Below are 16311 nucleotides of genomic sequence, written 5' to 3' on the forward strand. Positions count from 1 at the left end.
GCGACACGGACTGAGTGACACCGGCGGGTGACTCACCCGTCCCCTCTCGTCCGAAGCGCCCGGCGAACCGCGTCTGCGGCCCGCCGGGCGCTTCGCTGTGCGGGCGTCGACGTACATCCCGACGACGGCCTACGAGCCCGACGACGGCCGGCGAGTCTGATGACGACCTACGGAACCTGACGACGTGCGAGTCGGCCCTCGCCTTGAGGGCAGCGCTCGATCCCCCGTCCGCGCAACCGGGAATGATGATTCGAGCCGCCCACCGCGCAACCCGTGGGCGTCCGTCCGGGAGCTGCCGGTGGCATCCTGGAGCCGCAGCCGGGCGGTGGGAGAGGGCGGGTGGAGGGCAGGTGGATGCCATGGTGGGCGTGACCGCGGGGGAGCGGGCCGGGACGTCCGGGCCCGCTCCGAGTCCAGGAGCGCCGCGCGTCATGCGCGCGGACGCTCGGCGCAACTACGGGCGGCTGCTCACCGAGGCGCGATCCGCGTTCGCCGAGCACGGCACGGACGCGTCCCTGGAGGACGTGGCCAGGCGCGCGGGTGTCGGAATCGGCACGCTGTACCGGCACTTCCCGAATCGGCACGCCTTGATGAGCGCGGTCTTCGAGGAGGCCGTGAACGATCTGCTGGCCCGCTCGCGTGAGCTGCTCGATTCCCCGCAGCCGTGCACCGCCCTGGTGGAGTGGCTGCGCGAGATCATCACTCACGCGGGTGAGTACCGAGGGCTCGCACGCGCCCTCATGTCGGTCTCACAGGACGACGGTTCACACCTCGCCCGGTGCAGCGGCCCGATGCGTGAGGCGGGCAGCGCCCTGCTGCTCCGCGCCCAGGAGTCGGGGGCCGTACGCCCCGACGTCTCGATCGGTGATCTCCTCCAGCTGACCAACGCGATCGCGCTGGCGGCGGAGGAAACCGCGGACGACCCCGCGCTGGCCGACCGTCTGCTGAGCCTGACCCTGCGCGGCCTGAAGCCCTGAGCCGACCGGGCCGGACAAGAAAACCCGGCCGTCGGCCCCGCGGCCCGCCGACACCGCTCAGCGGCGTCGGAGATCGGCCACGCGCGCCCTTTCGGCCTGGGGCTGGTCGCCCATCACCGTCGCGCTCCGTAGTTGCGGCCCCGAACCCGGGACCACCTGGCCGCGGCGCGGGCCCGGGAGCGGTACCTCCCGGCGCGGCTGGCGCCCCGCCGGGTGCGGATCTCCTCCCGCGCCGCCCGATGCCGATGACCCGGCCACCGCGATCTGTACGCCCTGATCGGCCAGGGCCTGCAGTTCGGTGGCCGCGCGGTCGTCGTGGGCGGGCGGCTCGTCCGTGACCAGGCGCGTGATGAGGTCGGTCGGCACGGTCTGGAACATGGTGTCCGTCCCGAGCTTGGTGTGGTCGGCGAGGACCACGACCTCCGCGGCCGCCTGGACGAGAGCGCGGTCCACCGACGCCGAGAGCATGTTGGACGTGGAGAGTCCGCGCTCTGCGGTCAGACCGCTCCCGGAGAGGAACGCCCGGGAGACGCGCAGCCCCTGGAGGGACTGCTCCGCACCCGAGCCGACTAGGGCGTAGTTGGAACCGCGCAGGGTGCCGCCGGTCATCACGACCTCCACACGGTTGGCGTGGGCCAACGCCTGGGCCACCAGCAGGGAGTTGGTGACGACGGTCAGGCCGGGCACCCGCGCGAGCCGGCGAGCCAGCTCCTGCGTGGTGGTACCCGCCCCCACCACGATGGCCTCGCCTTCTTCGACGAGACCCGCGGCGAGATCGGCGATGGCCGTCTTCTCGGCGGTCGCGAGATGCGATTTCTGCGGAAAGCCGGACTCCCGCGTGAACCCGCCCGGCAATACCGCACCGCCGTGCCGGCGGTCGAGGAGTCCTTCTGCCTCCAGTGCGCGCACGTCCCGCCGTACGGTCACTTCGGAGGTCTGGACGACGCGGGCGAGCTCACGGAGCGACACGGCCCCATTCGCTCGCACCATTTCGAGGATCAATTGGCGACGTTCTGCAGCGAACACGAAACTGACAGTAACCCCAACGACCGTCTGCTTTCAGCAGTTTGCGCCGAATAACAGAAGTTGTTCGCACGGCAGGGCACTCAGTGGTATACGCGCCTACTCGCGCCGCCTATGCCGTACGCACGGTCACCAACTCCCCGTGACCAGCGGAGAGTCGACCGGAGGTGTCAGCTCTCGCTCGTGGTCTTCCTGGTGTGCAACTGCCGTGCCACCTCGGCGATCGAGCCGGACAGGGACGGATACACGGTGAACGCGTTCGCGATCTGTTCGACCGTCAGATTGTTGTCGACCGCGATCGAGATGGGGTGGATCAGCTCCGAGGCGTGCGGGGAGACGACCACGCCGCCGACCACGATGCCGGTGCCGGGGCGGCAGAAGATCTTGACGAAACCGTCGCGGATGCCCTGCATCTTGGCGCGCGGGTTGCGCAGCAGCGGCAGCTTCACGACCCGGGCGTCGATCTTGCCCGCGTCGACGTCCGCCTGGGAGTAGCCGACGGTCGCGATCTCGGGGTCGGTGAAGACGTTCGAGGAGACCGTCTTCAGGTTCAGCGGGGCCACCGCGTCGCCGAGGAAGTGGTACATGGCGATACGGCCCTGCATGGCGGCGACGGACGCGAGGGCGAAGACGCCGGTCACGTCTCCGGCCGCGTACACGCCCGGAGCGGTCGTGCGCGAGACCCTGTCCGTCCAGATGTGCCCGGAGTCGCGGACCCTGACGCCGGCCTCCTCCAGGCCCATCCCCGTGCTGTTCGGGATGGCGCCGACGGCCATCAGGCAGTGCGTGCCGCTGATGACCCGGCCATCGGAGAGCGTGACCTCGACACGGTCGCCGACCCGCTTGGCGGACTCGGCGCGGGAGCGGGCCATGACGTTCATGCCGCGGCGGCGGAAGACGTCCTCCAGGACGGCGGCGGCGTCGGGGTCCTCGCCCGGCAGCACACGGTCGCGGCTGGAGACGAGCGTGACGCGGGAGCCGAGTGCCTGGTAGGCACCGGCGAACTCGGCGCCCGTGACACCGGAACCGACCACGATGAGCTCCTCGGGCAGCTCGTCGAGGTCGTAGACCTGGGTCCAGTTCAGGATGCGCTCGCCGTCGGGCTGCGCGTCGGGCAGCTCGCGCGGGTGCCCGCCGGTGGCGAGGAGCACGGCGTCGGCGGTGAGGGTCTCCTCGGTACCGTCCGCGGCGCTCACGACGACCTTGCGGGAGCCGTCCAGCGACTGCATGCCCTCCAGCCGTCCGCGTCCGCGCAGGACGCGGGCGCCGGCGCGGGTCACCGAGGCCGTGATGTCGTGCGACTGGGCGAGCGCGAGGCGCTTCACCCGGCGGTTGACCTTGCCGAGGTCGACCCCGACCACACGAGCGGCCTGCTCCATGGGAGGGGTGTCGTCGGCGACGATGATCCCCAGCTCCTCGTAGGAGGAGTCGAAGGTCGTCATCACCTCGGCCGTGGCGATGAGAGTCTTCGACGGCACGCAGTCGGTGAGCACCGACGCCCCGCCCAGACCGTCGCAGTCGACGACGGTCACCTCCGCGCCGAGCTGCGCGGCAACCAGCGCCGCTTCATATCCGCCGGGTCCGCCACCGATGATCACGATCCGAGTCACGTACTCCATTGTCCCGCACGCTTCAAGGTGCTTCCGCCCAGGGGGGCCGAGTCCGGGGCATCCGAGCCACTTTGTTACGCGAGAGGCGTACGTGTCGCTGCCGTACCCTCGACCCCATGTCGCTCTACGCCGCGTACGCCGGCAATCTCGACCCGCGGCTCATGACGCGCCGCGCACCGCATTCGCCGCTGCGCGCCACGGGCTGGCTGAACGGCTGGCGGCTGACCTTCGGTGGCGAGCACATGGGCTGGGAGGGCGCGCTCGCGACGATCGTCGAGGCGCCGCGGTCCCAGGTCTTCGTGGCGCTGTACGACATCGCACCACTGGACGAGGACTCCATGGACCGCTGGGAGGGCGTCGGCCTCGACGTCTACCGCCGGATGCGTGTACGAGTGCACACGCTGGAGGGTGAGGAAGCCGCATGGGTCTACGTACTGAACGGGTACGAGGGGGGACTGCCCTCGGCGCGTTATCTGGGCGAGCTCGCGGATGCCGCCGAGTCGGCGGGAGCTCCGCACGACTACGTCATGGAGCTCCGCAAGCGACCCTGCTGAAGCCTGCTCCCACCGGTGCGCGCCGCCGCTCCGCGGCGGATCCTTGCCGCTCCGCGGCGGTTTTTCTCACCGACCCGCCCGTCTCGCTCCGCCGCAGGGGTGCCCGCGTTCACCCCGCCGCTCCGCGGCGTCTCCCCCACCCACCCACCGGTCCCGCCCGGTCTCGAGGGTGCTCTCGCGTCCCCCTCCGCCTCATCCCTTTGTCGGAAACGACAAGACAACGATCGCAAGACCGTGAGCTCCGTCATCTACGCGCGTAGGCCCAGACCGGCTACCCTCTTGCGCGTGAACGCATCTCTTCTTCCGGACGACATCCAGGGCGACCCCCATGCCGCCGCTGACGCCGCCGCCACGCGCCTGCGCGAGCTCACGGGCGCCGAGACCCATGACGTCGCCCTCGTGATGGGCTCCGGCTGGGCTCCCGCCGTGGACGCCCTCGGCACCCCCGAGGCCGAGTTCCCGGTCACCGAGCTGCCCGGCTTCCCGCCGCCGGCGGTCGAGGGCCACGGCGGCACGATCCGCTCGTACCGGATCGGCGACAAGCGCGCCCTGGTCTTCCTCGGCCGCACCCACTTCTACGAGGGCCGCGGGGTCGCCGCCGTCGCGCACGGCGTACGCACCGCCGTCGCCGCCGGCTGCAAGACCATCGTCCTCACCAACGGCTGCGGCGGTCTGCGCGAGGGCATGCGCCCCGGCCAGCCCGTGCTGATCAGCGACCACATCAACCTGACGGCCACCTCGCCGATCATCGGCGCGAACTTCGTCGACCTCACCGACCTGTACTCGCCGCGGCTGCGCGCGCTGTGCAAGGAGGTCGACCCCTCCCTGGAGGAGGGCGTCTACGCGCAGTTCCCCGGCCCGCACTACGAGACGCCCGCCGAGATCCGCATGGCCCGGGTCATCGGGGCCGACCTGGTGGGCATGTCGACGACGCTCGAAGCCATCGCCGCGCGCGAGGCGGGCGCCGAGGTGCTCGGCATCTCCCTCGTCACCAACCTCGCCGCCGGTATGACGGGCGAGCCCCTCAATCACGAGGAAGTCCTCCAGGCGGGCCGCGACTCGGCCGCGCGCATGGGGGAACTCCTGACCCGAGTACTGGATCGTCTGTAGGCGACAGGGTGTTCACCCCCGGCGCAGGGTGCGGAACGGCCCGGGGTACACGGAACCGTACGACCGAAGAGAGGTGCACCCGAGGTGCAGGACGAACTCATCGCGCGGGCCAAGGCGTGGCTGGCCGAGGACCCCGACGCGGAGACCCGTGACGAGCTCGCCAAGCTCGTCGAAGCGGAGGACGTCACCGAGCTGGCCGCCCGCTTCGGCGGCACGCTCCAGTTCGGCACCGCGGGCCTGCGCGGTGAACTCGGTGCGGGACCGATGCGGATGAACCGCTCGGTGGTCATCCGGGCCGCGGCCGGACTCGCCGCGTATCTCAAGGCCCAGGGACAGACCGGCGGCCTCGTGGTGATCGGCTACGACGCCCGCCACAAGTCCGCGGACTTCGCCCGGGACACGGCGGCCGTGATGACGGGCGCGGGCCTGCGCGCCGCCGTCCTGCCCCGGCCGCTGCCCACTCCCGTCCTCGCCTACGCCATACGGCACCTCGGCGCGGTCGCGGGCGTGGAGGTCACCGCCAGCCACAACCCGCCCCGCGACAACGGCTACAAGGTCTACCTCGGCGACGGTTCGCAGATCGTCCCGCCGGCCGACGCGGAGATCGCCGCCGAGATCGACGCGGTCCGCGCGCTCGCCGACGTGCCCCGCCCCGACTCCGGCTGGGAGACCCTCGACGAGGGCGTCCTGGACGCCTATCTGGCCCGTACGGACGCCGTACTGGCCGAGGGCTCGCCGCGTACCGCCCGCACCGTCTACACGGCCATGCACGGCGTCGGCAAGGACGTCCTGCTCGCGGCCTTCGCCCGGGCCGGCTTCCCGGAGCCGGTGCTCGTCGCCGAACAGGCCGAGCCGGACCCGGACTTCCCGACCGTGGCCTTCCCCAACCCGGAGGAGCCCGGCGCGATGGACCTCGCCTTCGCGGCGGCCCGCGCGGCGGAACCCGACCTGATCATCGCCAACGACCCGGACGCCGACCGGTGCGCCGTGGCCGTGAAGTCCGGCGCCGACTGGCGGATGCTGCGCGGCGACGAGGTCGGCGCGCTGCTCGCCGAACACCTGGTGCGGCGGGGCGCGCGCGGCGTCTTCGCCGAGTCGATCGTCTCCTCCTCGCTGCTCGGCCGGATCGCCGAGGGCGCGGGGCTGCCGTACGAGGAGACGCTCACCGGCTTCAAGTGGATCGCCCGCGTGGAGGGTCTGCGGTACGGGTACGAGGAGGCGCTCGGCTACTGCGTCGACCCCGACGGCGTACGCGACAAGGACGGCATCACCGCCGCCCTCCTCATCACCGAGCTGGCCTCCGAGCTCAAGGAGCGGGGCCGGACCCTGCTCGATCTGCTCGACGACATCGCGGTCGCGTACGGGCTGCACGCCACCGACCAGCTCTCGGTCCGGGTGGAGGACCTCTCGGTCATCGCGAACGCCATGCGCCGGCTGCGCGAGCAGCCGCCCACGGAGCTCGCGGGTCTGGCCGTCACCAAGGCCGAGGACCTGGCCCAAGGAACGGACCGGCTGCCGCCCACGGACGGTCTGCGCTACACCCTGGACGGCGCCCGGGTCATCGTCCGCCCGAGCGGCACCGAGCCCAAGCTGAAGTGCTATCTGGAGGTCGTGGTGCCCGTCGGCGCCCACGCCGACCTCCCGGCGGCCCACGCGAAGGCCGCCGGGCTGCTGACGGCGATCAAGCGGGACCTGTCGGCCGCGGCCGGCATCTGAGCCCCCGCCCCGGCGGAAGGCGGCCCGTACGCCGCCTCCCGCCGGGTGCTGACACGCACGTCCGCCCTCTTACGGGTGATTTCCGCATGGCAGTTGACGCAGCGCTCCCGTGCGCCACCGGATGACCGAGGAACGGTTACCCCTAGCGCACCGTCGAGTCCCAGGAGCTGCCGCGTGCCCTCGACCGATTCCCGGCCGACGTCCGCCCCGCCCCGCGGCGCCCCGGGCGGGAGCGCCCCCGGCGTTCCGACCGCCCGGCGCGCGCCGGGCGCCTGCGGCCTCCACGCCACGGTCCGCGCCTCTCTGCGGCACGCGGCCCCCGCCCTCCTCGCCTACGCGGCCGTCCGTCTCACCGGCCTGATCACGCTCGCGCTCTGGGCCCACCGCAGGCATCACGGAGTCTGGCCGATCCTCGCGGCGCAGTGGGACGCGGACTGGTACCTCGGCATCGCCGACCACGGCTACGCACACCATCTGGGCCACGCGTTCGACGCGAACAACCTGGCCTTCTTCCCGCTCTACCCGGTCCTGGTCAAGGCGGTCGCGGCCCTGACACCCGGCTCGCGGGCGACGACCGGGCTGGTGATCGCGGTCGGAAGCTCGTTCCTCGCCGCGTGGGGCGTCCACGCGGTGGGCAGTCACCTGCACGGCCGCCGCGTGGGGGTGCTGCTGACCGTGCTGTGGGCGGCCCTGCCGGTGGGTCTGGTCGAGTGGATGGGCTACACGGAGTCGCTGTTCACGGCGTTCGCCGCGTGGGCCCTGTACGCGGTGCTCACCGGCCGTCTGCTGTGGGCGGCCTCCCTGGCGGCGCTGGCGGGACTGACCCGGCCCACCGGGGTCGCGGTGGCCGGCGCCGTCGCCGTGACCGCGCTGCTGTCGCTGCGCCGGGGCTTCTCGGTCCGGGCGCTCGCGGCGGCCGCCCTGGCGCCGGCCGGCTGGCTCGCGTACGTGGGCTGGGTGGGCCTGCGGCTGGGCCGCTGGGACGGCTACTTCGCCGTGCAGCGGCTGTGGCACAACGAATGGGACGGCGGCGCGGAGACCGTGCGCCGGATGCGGGAGGTGCTGGCGCAGAACTCGTCGCCCGAGCTGTTCCTGATCATGGTGACGGTGACCCTGCTGACGGCGGTGATGCTGTACGGGCTCTCCGCGGGGGACCGCCAGCCGCTCCCGCTGCTGGTCTTCACCGGGATCCTGCTGCTGATCGTCCTGGGCAGCGGCGGCGTCTACTTCCCGCGCGCCCGCTTCCTGCTCCCCGGCTTCCCTCTGCTGCTCCCCCTCGCCCTGCACCTGGCCCGCGCCTCACGCCGCTCCCGGACACTGTTCCTCACGACCGCGGTGCTCGGTTCGGCGTACTGCGGCGCGTACATGGTCCTGGTGTGGCCGAGCGCGCCCTAGACGCCCTTGTCGGGTACCACCTCCACGCGGCCCCGACCCACCGTCGTGTCGCGGGATCTCCGGCCGTCACACCTCGGCTCACCCGTCCAGGAACCCCATAAGGCCGGCCAGCACGGCCGTCAGCCACACCAGGACGAACGGCAACGCCAGCGGCCACAAGGGGCGCCCCCGCTCGCGCTCCTCGCTGTCGCCGGTGGGGCGCAGGGCGGGGTCGGTGTGCATGGCGGTGACCTCGGCGGCCAGGGCGTCGTACGGATGGGTCACACCCCGACGGCGCTGGAACCAGGCCCAGCGGGGCGCGGCGACCGTCCAGGCCCCGCCACCGCGCCAGCGCAGCTTGAGTTCGACGGACTCCCGGCGGACCGAGCGGACGTCGTCCCACGGGATGTGGGTGGTCCCGCGCAGGCCGTTCAGCCAGAGCCCGGTGCGGTCGGCGGTGACGCGCCAGCACAGCTTCACCGGGATGCGGAACGCGCCGTACAGGCCCATGAGGAAGATGACGATCTGACCCGGAGCCCGACCCGTCGCACCGCTGTCCAGCCCGGCGGCAGTACCCGCGTCCAGCGGTGGGTGTGTTCCGCGCCCCAGGGAAGGCAGCCGTCGGGTATCGCGGTGGCGGGCGGTGTCCGCCGGACGTCGGTGTTCATCGTTTCCCAGAGACTCGGACCACGGGGGCGGTGGTGCAGCAGGCCCTCGGCTTCGTCTCCGGGCGGGGGAACGGCGGTCGCGGCCTTCGCGGGGCACGGCCCCGCGAAGGGTTTCGTCAGCCCGTGGCCAGCAGGATCGCGAGTACGACGGCGCCGGCGAGCGCGGGGCCCATCACCTCGTACGCCCAGCGCACCGTGACCTCGCCCTGCGCGCCGTCCGCCGTTGCCCTGGCCTCGGCCAGCTCGCGCAGCTCGTTCATGACCCGGTCGGCGTCGGGTCGGGTCGGCGCGTCCGTGGCGGCGCCCCGGCCGAGGGCGGACGGACGGCCCAGCGACGACAGACGGCCCTCACCTCCGCCACCGGCCCTGCCCGGCACCGGCGGCCTGGCCGCCTTCTTGCGTGCGCGCAGCGACACGGGCACCGCCCAGAGCTGGTACTTCGTGCCGGAGGTGTCGACCACCTCGTTCGAGTAGTGCGAGCGCAGCGAGGCGACCTTGCCCCAGGGGAGCACGATCACGCGGAGAGGGTTGCGGATGCGCAGCCGGTCCTCGTTCGCGTAGACCGCGGGGCGCAGCGTGAAGGCGGCCACCACGGGGACGACGAGGATCAGCCCGGCGAGCGCCAGCCAGGGGGTGCGGCCGTGTCCGGAGATCAGCGCATCGACGCCGAGCCAGCCCACGATGAACAGGAGGAGGACGCCGCCCGCGATACCGGCGGGCGACCGGTAGATCCGGTCCCTGGCCTCGGGTCGCGAGGCGTCCGGAAGGGGTGACTGGTGGTCGGGGGTGGTCATGGTCCCGATTGTGCACGACATGTGCCACGCGCTTGAGCTCGGTGGGGTCTCACTACGGTCGCGAAAGCCCTCGCCCGGCCCGCTTCCCCGGCACCGCGACCGCGCCGGACACGGCGGCCCCCAGAATCCGGCGGAAGGTCGGGCATTCCAGGTGGCTCGGCGCGGGGCAGGCGGCGGCGTGCCGCAGGGAGTCCCGCAGTACACCGAGTTCGCGGATCGTCCGGTCCAGCTCGTCGGCCTTGTCGGCGAGGACCTGACGGTCGATCCGCGGGCGCCCGTCCGGCGCGAACATCCGGGCGATCTCGTCCAGCGAGAAGCCGGCGGAGCGCCCGAGGGCGATCAGTGCCAGCCGTTCCAGCACGCCGGGGTCGAACTGCCGGCGCAGCCCGCGTCGGCCGGTCGGGGCGATCAGCCCCTTCTCCTCGTAAAACCGCAGGGTCGAGGCGGGCACTTTGGCGCGCCGCGCCACTTCGGCGATATCCAGGTCCGGCATCCTCTTGACCTCAAGTCGGCTTGAAGTAGGACGGTGTCATCTTCGCATCATGAGGGCAAGCGAAGGAGGCGTCATGGGACCCATCCGCAGGGCGGACGACAGGGACGACAGGGACGGAAGGGCGGACGGCAAGGTGGAAGACGAGCAGGCCAGACGCTGGAACGGCCCCGCCGGGAACGCCTGGGTCGAGGCCCAGGACGTCGTGGACGCGTTGTTCGCGCCGCTGGAGGAGCTGCTAGTCGAGGCGGTTCCGGCCGGGCAGGGGGGCCGGGTGCTCGATGTCGGCTGCGGCACGGGCGGCACGACGGTGGCCCTCGCGCGGCGGCTCGGCGCCGAGGGCGAGTGTGTCGGCGTCGACATCTCCGAACCGATGGTGGAGGCCGCCCGAGCCCGTGCGGCGCGGGAGGGCGCGCGGGCCTCCTTCGTCCGGGCCGATGCCCAGGACCACGTTTTCGGACCCGCGGCCTTCGACGCGGTCGTCTCGCGTTTCGGTGTCATGTTCTTCGAGGACCCGGTACAGGCCTTCACCAACCTGCGTCGGGCCGCGAAGGAGAACGCCGGACTGCGGTTCATCGTCTGGCGCGACATCGCGGAGAACCCGTTCATGACGACGGCCGAACGCGCCGCGGCACCGCTCCTGCCGGACCTCCCGGAGCGCCGGCCGGACGCACCGGGTCAGTTCGCGCTGGCGGACGCGGACAGGGTGCGCCGTCTGCTGGAGGAGAGCGGGTGGGCCGGGATCGGCATCCGGCCCGTCGACGCGACCTGCGTCCTGCCCGAGGCGAGGCTGATCCCGTACTTCAGCCGGTTCGGCCCGGTCGGCCTCGCCCTGCCCGGGACGGACGAACGGACCCGGGCGCGGGTCGTCGACACGGTCCGTGCCGCGTTCGACCCGTTCGTACACGGCGCAGAGGTCCGCTTCACAGCGGCCTGCTGGCAGATCGACGCCCACGCATCCGGCCCCATCCCCGCCGGGTAGAACCCCTACTCCCCGTTACTCCCCGTTCCCCCACGTGAGCGCATTCGCCCCGCCGTCCAGGAACCTTCCCCGGCGGGCAAGAAAACCCTCGGTCGTACCCGGGGCTGTACAGCCGCTACGCGCGTAGATATGCTCGTCTGGTGACCATGCCCACCTCTGCACCCTCCCCCAAGCTCTCGACTCCGCTCGAGCAGGGTGGTGCCCCCACCCACGCACTCGGCGACGTGACCGCGTCCGACAGCACGCTGCGCCGCTTCCTCCACGGGCTGCCCGGCGTCGACCCGGTCGGCCTGGAGGCGCGAGCCGCCTCGCTCGGCACCCGTTCCATCAAGACCACCGCGAAGGCGTACGCCATCGACCTCGCCATCTCGATGGTCGACCTGACGACGCTGGAAGGCGCGGACACCCCGGGCAAGGTCCGGGCGCTCGGCGCCAAGGCGGTGCTCCCGGACCCGACCGACCGCACGGCGCCCACCACGGCGGCGGTCTGCGTCTATCCCGACATGGTGGCCGTCGCGAAGGAGGCCGTCGCCGGTTCCGGCGTGAAGGTCGCCTCCGTCGCGACCGCGTTCCCGGCGGGCCGCGCCGCGCTCCCCGTGAAGCTGGCCGACGTGCGCGACGCGGTCGCCGCGGGCGCCGACGAGATCGACATGGTCATCGACCGCGGGGCGTTCCTCGCGGGCAGATACTTGAAGGTGTACGACGAGATCGTCGCCGTGAAGGAGGCCTCGGGCGCCGCCCGCCTGAAGGTCATCTTCGAGACCGGCGAGCTGTCGACGTACGACAACATCCGGCGGGCGAGCTGGCTCGGCATGCTGGCCGGGGCCGACTTCATCAAGACCTCCACCGGCAAGGTGGCCGTGAACGCGACGCCCGCGAACACACTGCTGATGCTGGAGGCCGTCCGCGACTTCCGCGCCCAGACCGGCGTGCAGGTCGGCGTGAAGCCGGCCGGCGGCATCCGCACCACCAAGGACGCCATCAAGTTCCTGGTCGTGGTGAACGAGACGGCGGGCGAGGACTGGCTGGACAACCACTGGTTCCGCTTCGGCGCGTCCTCGCTCCTGAACGACCTGCTGATGCAGCGTCAGAAGCTGGCCACCGGCCGCTACTCCGGCCCCGACTACGTGACGGTGGACTGATCCATCATGGCTTCCGCATTCGAATACGCACCGGCGCCCGAGTCCCGCTCCGTCGTCGACATCGCCCCCTCCTACGGCCTGTTCATCGACGGTGAGTTCGTCGAGGCCGCCGAGGGCAAGGTCTTCAAGACCGTCTCCCCCTCCACCGAAGAGGTCCTCTCCGAGATCGCCCAGGCGGGCGAGGCGGACGTCGACCGCGCGGTGAAGGCCGCCCGCAAGGCCTTCGTGAAGTGGTCCGCGCTGCCGGGCTCCGAGCGCGCCAAGTACCTGTTCCGCATCGCGCGGATCATCCAGGAGCGCAGCCGCGAGCTGGCCGTCCTGGAGACTCTGGACAACGGCAAGCCGATCAAGGAGACCCGCGACGCGGACCTCCCCCTGGTCGCCGCGCACTTCTTCTACTACGCGGGCTGGGCCGACAAGCTGGACCACGCGGGCTTCGGCGCGAACCCGCGCCCGCTGGGCGTCGCCGGCCAGGTCATCCCGTGGAACTTCCCGCTGCTGATGCTGGCCTGGAAGATCGCCCCGGCCCTCGCGACCGGCAACACGGTCGTCCTGAAGCCCGCCGAGACCACGCCCCTGTCGGCGCTGTTCTTCGCGGACATCTGCCGCCAGGCGGGCCTGCCCAGGGGCGTCGTCAACATCCTTCCCGGGTACGGCGACGCGGGCGCGGCCCTCGTCGCGCACCCGGACGTGGACAAGGTGGCCTTCACCGGCTCCACCGCCGTCGGCAAGGCGATCGCCCGCCAGATCGCGGGCTCGCACAAGAAGGTCACGCTCGAACTGGGCGGCAAGGGCGCGAACATCGTCTTCGACGACGCCCCGATCGACCAGGCCGTCGAGGGCATCGTCAGCGGCATCTTCTTCAACCAGGGCCAGGTCTGCTGCGCGGGTTCCCGTCTGCTGGTCCAGGAGTCGATCCACGACGAGCTGCTCGACTCGCTCAAGCGCCGTCTGTCGACCCTGCGCCTCGGCGACCCGCTCGACAAGAACACGGACATCGGCGCGATCAACTCCGCCGAGCAGCTCTCCCGCATCACCACGCTCGTCGACCAGGGCGAGGCGGAGGGCGCCGAGCGCTGGTCCCCGGCCTGCGAACTCCCGTCGTCCGGCTACTGGTTCGCCCCGACGCTCTTCACGAACGTCACGCAGGCGCACACCATCGCCCGCGACGAGATCTTCGGCCCGGTGCTGTCCGTCCTCACGTTCCGCACCCCGGACGAGGCGGTCGCCAAGGCCAACAACTCCCCGTACGGCCTCTCCGCGGGCATCTGGACCGAGAAGGGCTCCCGCATCCTCGCCGTCGCGAGCAAGCTCCGCGCGGGCGTCATCTGGTCCAACACGTTCAACAAGTTCGACCCGACCTCGCCGTTCGGCGGATACAAGGAGTCGGGCTTCGGCCGCGAGGGCGGTCGTCACGGCCTGGAGGCGTACCTCGCCCCGTCGAGCCCGGAGGGCGAGCGTTAAATGAGTGCAGCCGAGAAGTCCGAGCAGCAGCGTCTGAGCGTCTTCAAGACCTACAAGCTGTACGTGGGCGGCAAGTTCCCGCGTTCCGAGAGCGGCCGGGTGTACGAGGTGACCGACTCCAAGGGCAAGTGGCTGGCGAACGCTCCGCAGTCGAGCCGCAAGGACGCCCGTGACGCGGTCGTCGCCGCGCGCAAGGCGTTCGGCGGCTGGTCCGGCGCGACGGCGTACAACCGCGGGCAGATCCTGTACCGCGTCGCCGAGATGCTGGAGGGCCGCAAGGAGCAGTTCGTCCGCGAAGTGGCCGACGCGGAGGGCCTGTCGAAGGCGAAGGCGGCTGCCGTCGTCGACGCGGCGATCGACCGCTGGGTCTGGTACGCGGGCTGGACCGACAAGATCGCCCAGGTCGTGGGCGGCGGGAACCCGGTCGCGGGCCCGTTCTTCAACCTGTCCTCCCCGGAGCCGACCGGTGTCGTCACCGTGCTCGCCCCTCAGGAGTCGTCGTTCCTCGGCCTGGTGTCGGTGATCGCCCCGGTGATCGCCACCGGCAACACGGTGATCGTGATCGCCAGCGAGAAGTCCCCGCTCCCGGCGCTGTCGCTGGGCGAGGTGCTGGCCACCTCCGACGTGCCGGGCGGGGTCGTCAACATCCTGTCCGGACGGACTTCGGAGATCGCGGCCCCGCTGGCCGCGCACCAGGACGTCAACGCGATCGACCTCGCCGGCGCGGACGACGTACTGGCCAAGGAGCTGGAGATCGCGGCCGCGGACAACCTGAAGCGCGTTCTTCGTCCACAGCCTGTGGATTACGCGCGGACTCCCGGCACCGAGCGCCTCACGGCCTTCCTGGAGACCAAGACGGTCTGGCACCCGACGGGCTCCCTGGGCGCCTCGGGCTCGTCCTACTGAGGAGACCAAGACGGTCTGGCACCCGACGGGCTCCCTGGGCGCCTCGGGCTCGTCCTACTGAGCCGTCTCCGCCCGCCACGCGCCGCGTCGACGCGCTGAGATGACGCGCTGAGATGTCGGGGCCCCGATCCGTGTCCCCGGGGCCCCGCGCACGAGGGAGCCGCGCTTCCCCTCCGTCCAGGGGGAGCGCGGCTCTCTCATGCCCAGGGCCGCCGACGGCCCGTGCGGGAGCTTCAGTGCAGGAGTCCGGTCATCTGCCCCAGCACCGGAATGTCGCCGACCGACTGCGCCTGCGCCACCGGCCCGGTGAGCGCCTGTGAGGACAGCGGTTTGAAGTCGGCGACCTGGGTGCCCACGCCGTTGTCGAGCGGGTCCACGCCGGTGCCGGCCAGCGGGTTGGGCTTGAGTCCCTCGACAGGGCCCGTGACATACCCCACGGTGCCGGTCAGGGCCTGGAGGCCCGCCTGCGGGTCGACGTCGCCGAGCGAGGCGGGCCGGGTGCGCAGGGCGTCCACGACGGGGGCCATGCCCGCGAAGGCCGGGGAGGCCGCGGCCGCACCGGCAGCGGCCACGCCGACCGCCACGGCGATCCGCGCGGCCGTGCGGGCCAGGGTGTTCTGCGGGGCTGCGTGTCGCGCCATCAGGTTTTCCTCTTTGACTAGCGGAGAGCGGAGAGCAAGTGAAGCGACACGCAGAGTAGTTGACCGGGATCGCCTCCGGGGCGGTACTGGCGATGGATTCGCCCCTGCGGGTCAACAGGCATATCAGCGCCAGTCGGCCCGAGCTCCGGAGCCGGGGATAATGGCCGGGAGCCGCGCCGACGCGCGGCGCCGCCGGACCTGTCACAGAAGGTACAGACCATTGGGTTCCCCTCCCCCGATACCCGCCCGCGTGGTGCTGCTCTGCGGCCCGTCCGGCTCCGGGAAGTCCCTTCTCGCCGCCGACTCCAAGCTCCCCGTGCTGCGCCTCGACGACTTCTACAAGGAGGGCACGGACCCGACGCTGCCCCAGGTCGAGGGCAGCGAGGACATCGACTGGGACCACCCGCTGTCCTGGGACGCGGACACCGCCGTCGCCGCGATCGGGGAACTGTGCCGTACGGGACGTACGACCATCCCCGTCTACGACATCTCGATGAGCGCCCGCACCGGGACCGAGGCCCTGAGCATCGAGCGGGCACCGCTGTTCATCGCGGAGGGGATCTTCGCCGCCGAGATCGTCGAGCGGTGCCGTGAACTCGGCGTGCTCGCCGACGCGCTGTGCCTGTCCCGGGGCGCGGTCACCACGTTCCGGCGACGCTTCGTGCGGGATCTGAAGGAGGGCCGCAAATCGGTGCCCTTCCTGCTGCGGCGTGGCTGGCGGCTGATGCGCGCCGAGCGCTCCATCGTGGCCCGCCAGGCGGCCCTGGGAGCCCACCCCTGCGACAGGGACGAGGCACTCGGCCGGCTGACGGCCGCCGCGGCCGGACGACGGGCGTCCACCCGCGCGACAGCCGCGTAGC

At 71.9% G+C, this 16311-nt stretch carries 16 protein-coding genes; 10 read left to right on the forward strand and 6 right to left on the reverse strand.

The genetic code is table 11. The features are described from left to right. Window positions 1-431 precede the first annotated feature (431 nt). Window positions 432-977, forward strand: coding sequence for a TetR/AcrR family transcriptional regulator (locus tag N4G66_RS39500; RefSeq protein ID WP_261709129.1), 546 nt, complete (start codon window positions 432-434; stop codon window positions 975-977). A 57-nt stretch (window positions 978-1034) separates the two neighbouring features. Here N4G66_RS39500 and N4G66_RS39505 read toward each other — a convergent pair whose 3' ends face one another. Both N4G66_RS39505 and N4G66_RS39510 read right to left on the reverse strand, forming a co-directional pair. Continuing rightward, window positions 1035-1967 (reverse strand): DeoR/GlpR family DNA-binding transcription regulator, encoded by a 933-nt coding sequence (locus tag N4G66_RS39505; protein ID WP_391858966.1) that lies wholly within the window; start codon window positions 1965-1967, stop codon window positions 1035-1037. A 203-nt stretch (window positions 1968-2170) separates the two neighbouring features. Next, the gene (locus N4G66_RS39510; protein WP_261709131.1) at window positions 2171-3619 is read right to left on the reverse strand and encodes an NAD(P)H-quinone dehydrogenase; all 1449 of its coding nucleotides are present in this window, start codon (window positions 3617-3619) and stop codon (window positions 2171-2173) included. 107 nt (window positions 3620-3726) lie between these two features. Between N4G66_RS39510 and N4G66_RS39515 the strand changes: the two genes are divergently transcribed. The 4 genes from N4G66_RS39515 to N4G66_RS39530 all read left to right on the forward strand — a co-directional run bounded on the left by N4G66_RS39515 (window position 3727) and on the right by N4G66_RS39530 (window position 8385). Next, on the forward strand, window positions 3727-4164 hold the full coding sequence (locus N4G66_RS39515; RefSeq protein ID WP_261709132.1) for a gamma-glutamylcyclotransferase: 438 nt from the start codon (window positions 3727-3729) through the stop codon (window positions 4162-4164). Between the two features lie 285 nt (window positions 4165-4449). Then, window positions 4450-5274 (forward strand): purine-nucleoside phosphorylase, encoded by an 825-nt coding sequence (locus N4G66_RS39520; RefSeq protein WP_261709133.1) that lies wholly within the window; start codon window positions 4450-4452, stop codon window positions 5272-5274. Window positions 5275-5358: 84 nt separating this feature from the next. After that, a complete protein-coding gene (locus N4G66_RS39525; protein WP_261709134.1) occupies window positions 5359-6990 on the forward strand; it encodes a phospho-sugar mutase in 1632 nt (543 codons plus the stop codon). Window positions 6991-7164: 174 nt separating this feature from the next. Then, window positions 7165-8385, forward strand: coding sequence for a hypothetical protein (locus N4G66_RS39530; protein WP_261709135.1), 1221 nt, complete (start codon window positions 7165-7167; stop codon window positions 8383-8385). Window positions 8386-8463: 78 nt separating this feature from the next. On the opposite strand, the gene N4G66_RS39535 is transcribed toward N4G66_RS39530, so the two are convergent. The 3 genes from N4G66_RS39535 to N4G66_RS39545 form a co-directional block, all read right to left on the reverse strand. Then, window positions 8464-8874: a PH domain-containing protein gene (locus tag N4G66_RS39535; protein ID WP_261709136.1), complete on the reverse strand. Its 411-nt coding sequence runs from the start codon at window positions 8872-8874 to the stop codon at window positions 8464-8466. A gap of 274 nt (window positions 8875-9148) precedes the next feature. Continuing rightward, window positions 9149-9826 (reverse strand): PH domain-containing protein, encoded by a 678-nt coding sequence (locus N4G66_RS39540; protein WP_261709137.1) that lies wholly within the window; start codon window positions 9824-9826, stop codon window positions 9149-9151. A 52-nt stretch (window positions 9827-9878) separates the two neighbouring features. Continuing rightward, window positions 9879-10319, reverse strand: coding sequence for a helix-turn-helix domain-containing protein (locus N4G66_RS39545; protein ID WP_261709138.1), 441 nt, complete (start codon window positions 10317-10319; stop codon window positions 9879-9881). A gap of 73 nt (window positions 10320-10392) precedes the next feature. Here N4G66_RS39545 and N4G66_RS39550 point away from each other — a divergent pair, with 73 nt between their 5' ends. From N4G66_RS39550 to N4G66_RS39565, 4 genes are all read left to right on the forward strand, one after another. Next, on the forward strand, window positions 10393-11298 hold the full coding sequence (locus N4G66_RS39550; RefSeq protein ID WP_261709139.1) for a class I SAM-dependent methyltransferase: 906 nt from the start codon (window positions 10393-10395) through the stop codon (window positions 11296-11298). A gap of 146 nt (window positions 11299-11444) precedes the next feature. Then, window positions 11445-12440 (forward strand): deoxyribose-phosphate aldolase, encoded by a 996-nt coding sequence (gene deoC, locus N4G66_RS39555; protein ID WP_261709162.1) that lies wholly within the window; start codon window positions 11445-11447, stop codon window positions 12438-12440. A gap of 6 nt (window positions 12441-12446) precedes the next feature. Continuing rightward, entirely contained in the window at window positions 12447-13904 is a 1458-nt protein-coding gene (locus N4G66_RS39560; RefSeq protein ID WP_261709140.1) for an aldehyde dehydrogenase family protein, read from the forward strand. Then, window positions 13905-14810, forward strand: a complete 906-nt coding sequence (locus N4G66_RS39565; RefSeq protein WP_261709141.1) for an aldehyde dehydrogenase family protein — start codon at window positions 13905-13907, stop codon at window positions 14808-14810. A gap of 233 nt (window positions 14811-15043) precedes the next feature. On the opposite strand, the gene N4G66_RS39570 is transcribed toward N4G66_RS39565, so the two are convergent. Further along, window positions 15044-15451, reverse strand: a complete 408-nt coding sequence (locus N4G66_RS39570) for a hypothetical protein (protein WP_261709142.1) — start codon at window positions 15449-15451, stop codon at window positions 15044-15046. A 220-nt stretch (window positions 15452-15671) separates the two neighbouring features. Here N4G66_RS39570 and N4G66_RS39575 point away from each other — a divergent pair, with 220 nt between their 5' ends. Continuing rightward, entirely contained in the window at window positions 15672-16310 is a 639-nt protein-coding gene (locus N4G66_RS39575; RefSeq protein WP_261709143.1) for a uridine kinase family protein, read from the forward strand. Window position 16311 lies beyond the last annotated feature (1 nt).

Origin of the sequence: Streptomyces rhizosphaerihabitans (assembly GCF_025399795.1) — a bacterium.
GTDB lineage: Bacteria > Actinomycetota > Actinomycetes > Streptomycetales > Streptomycetaceae > Streptomyces > Streptomyces rhizosphaerihabitans.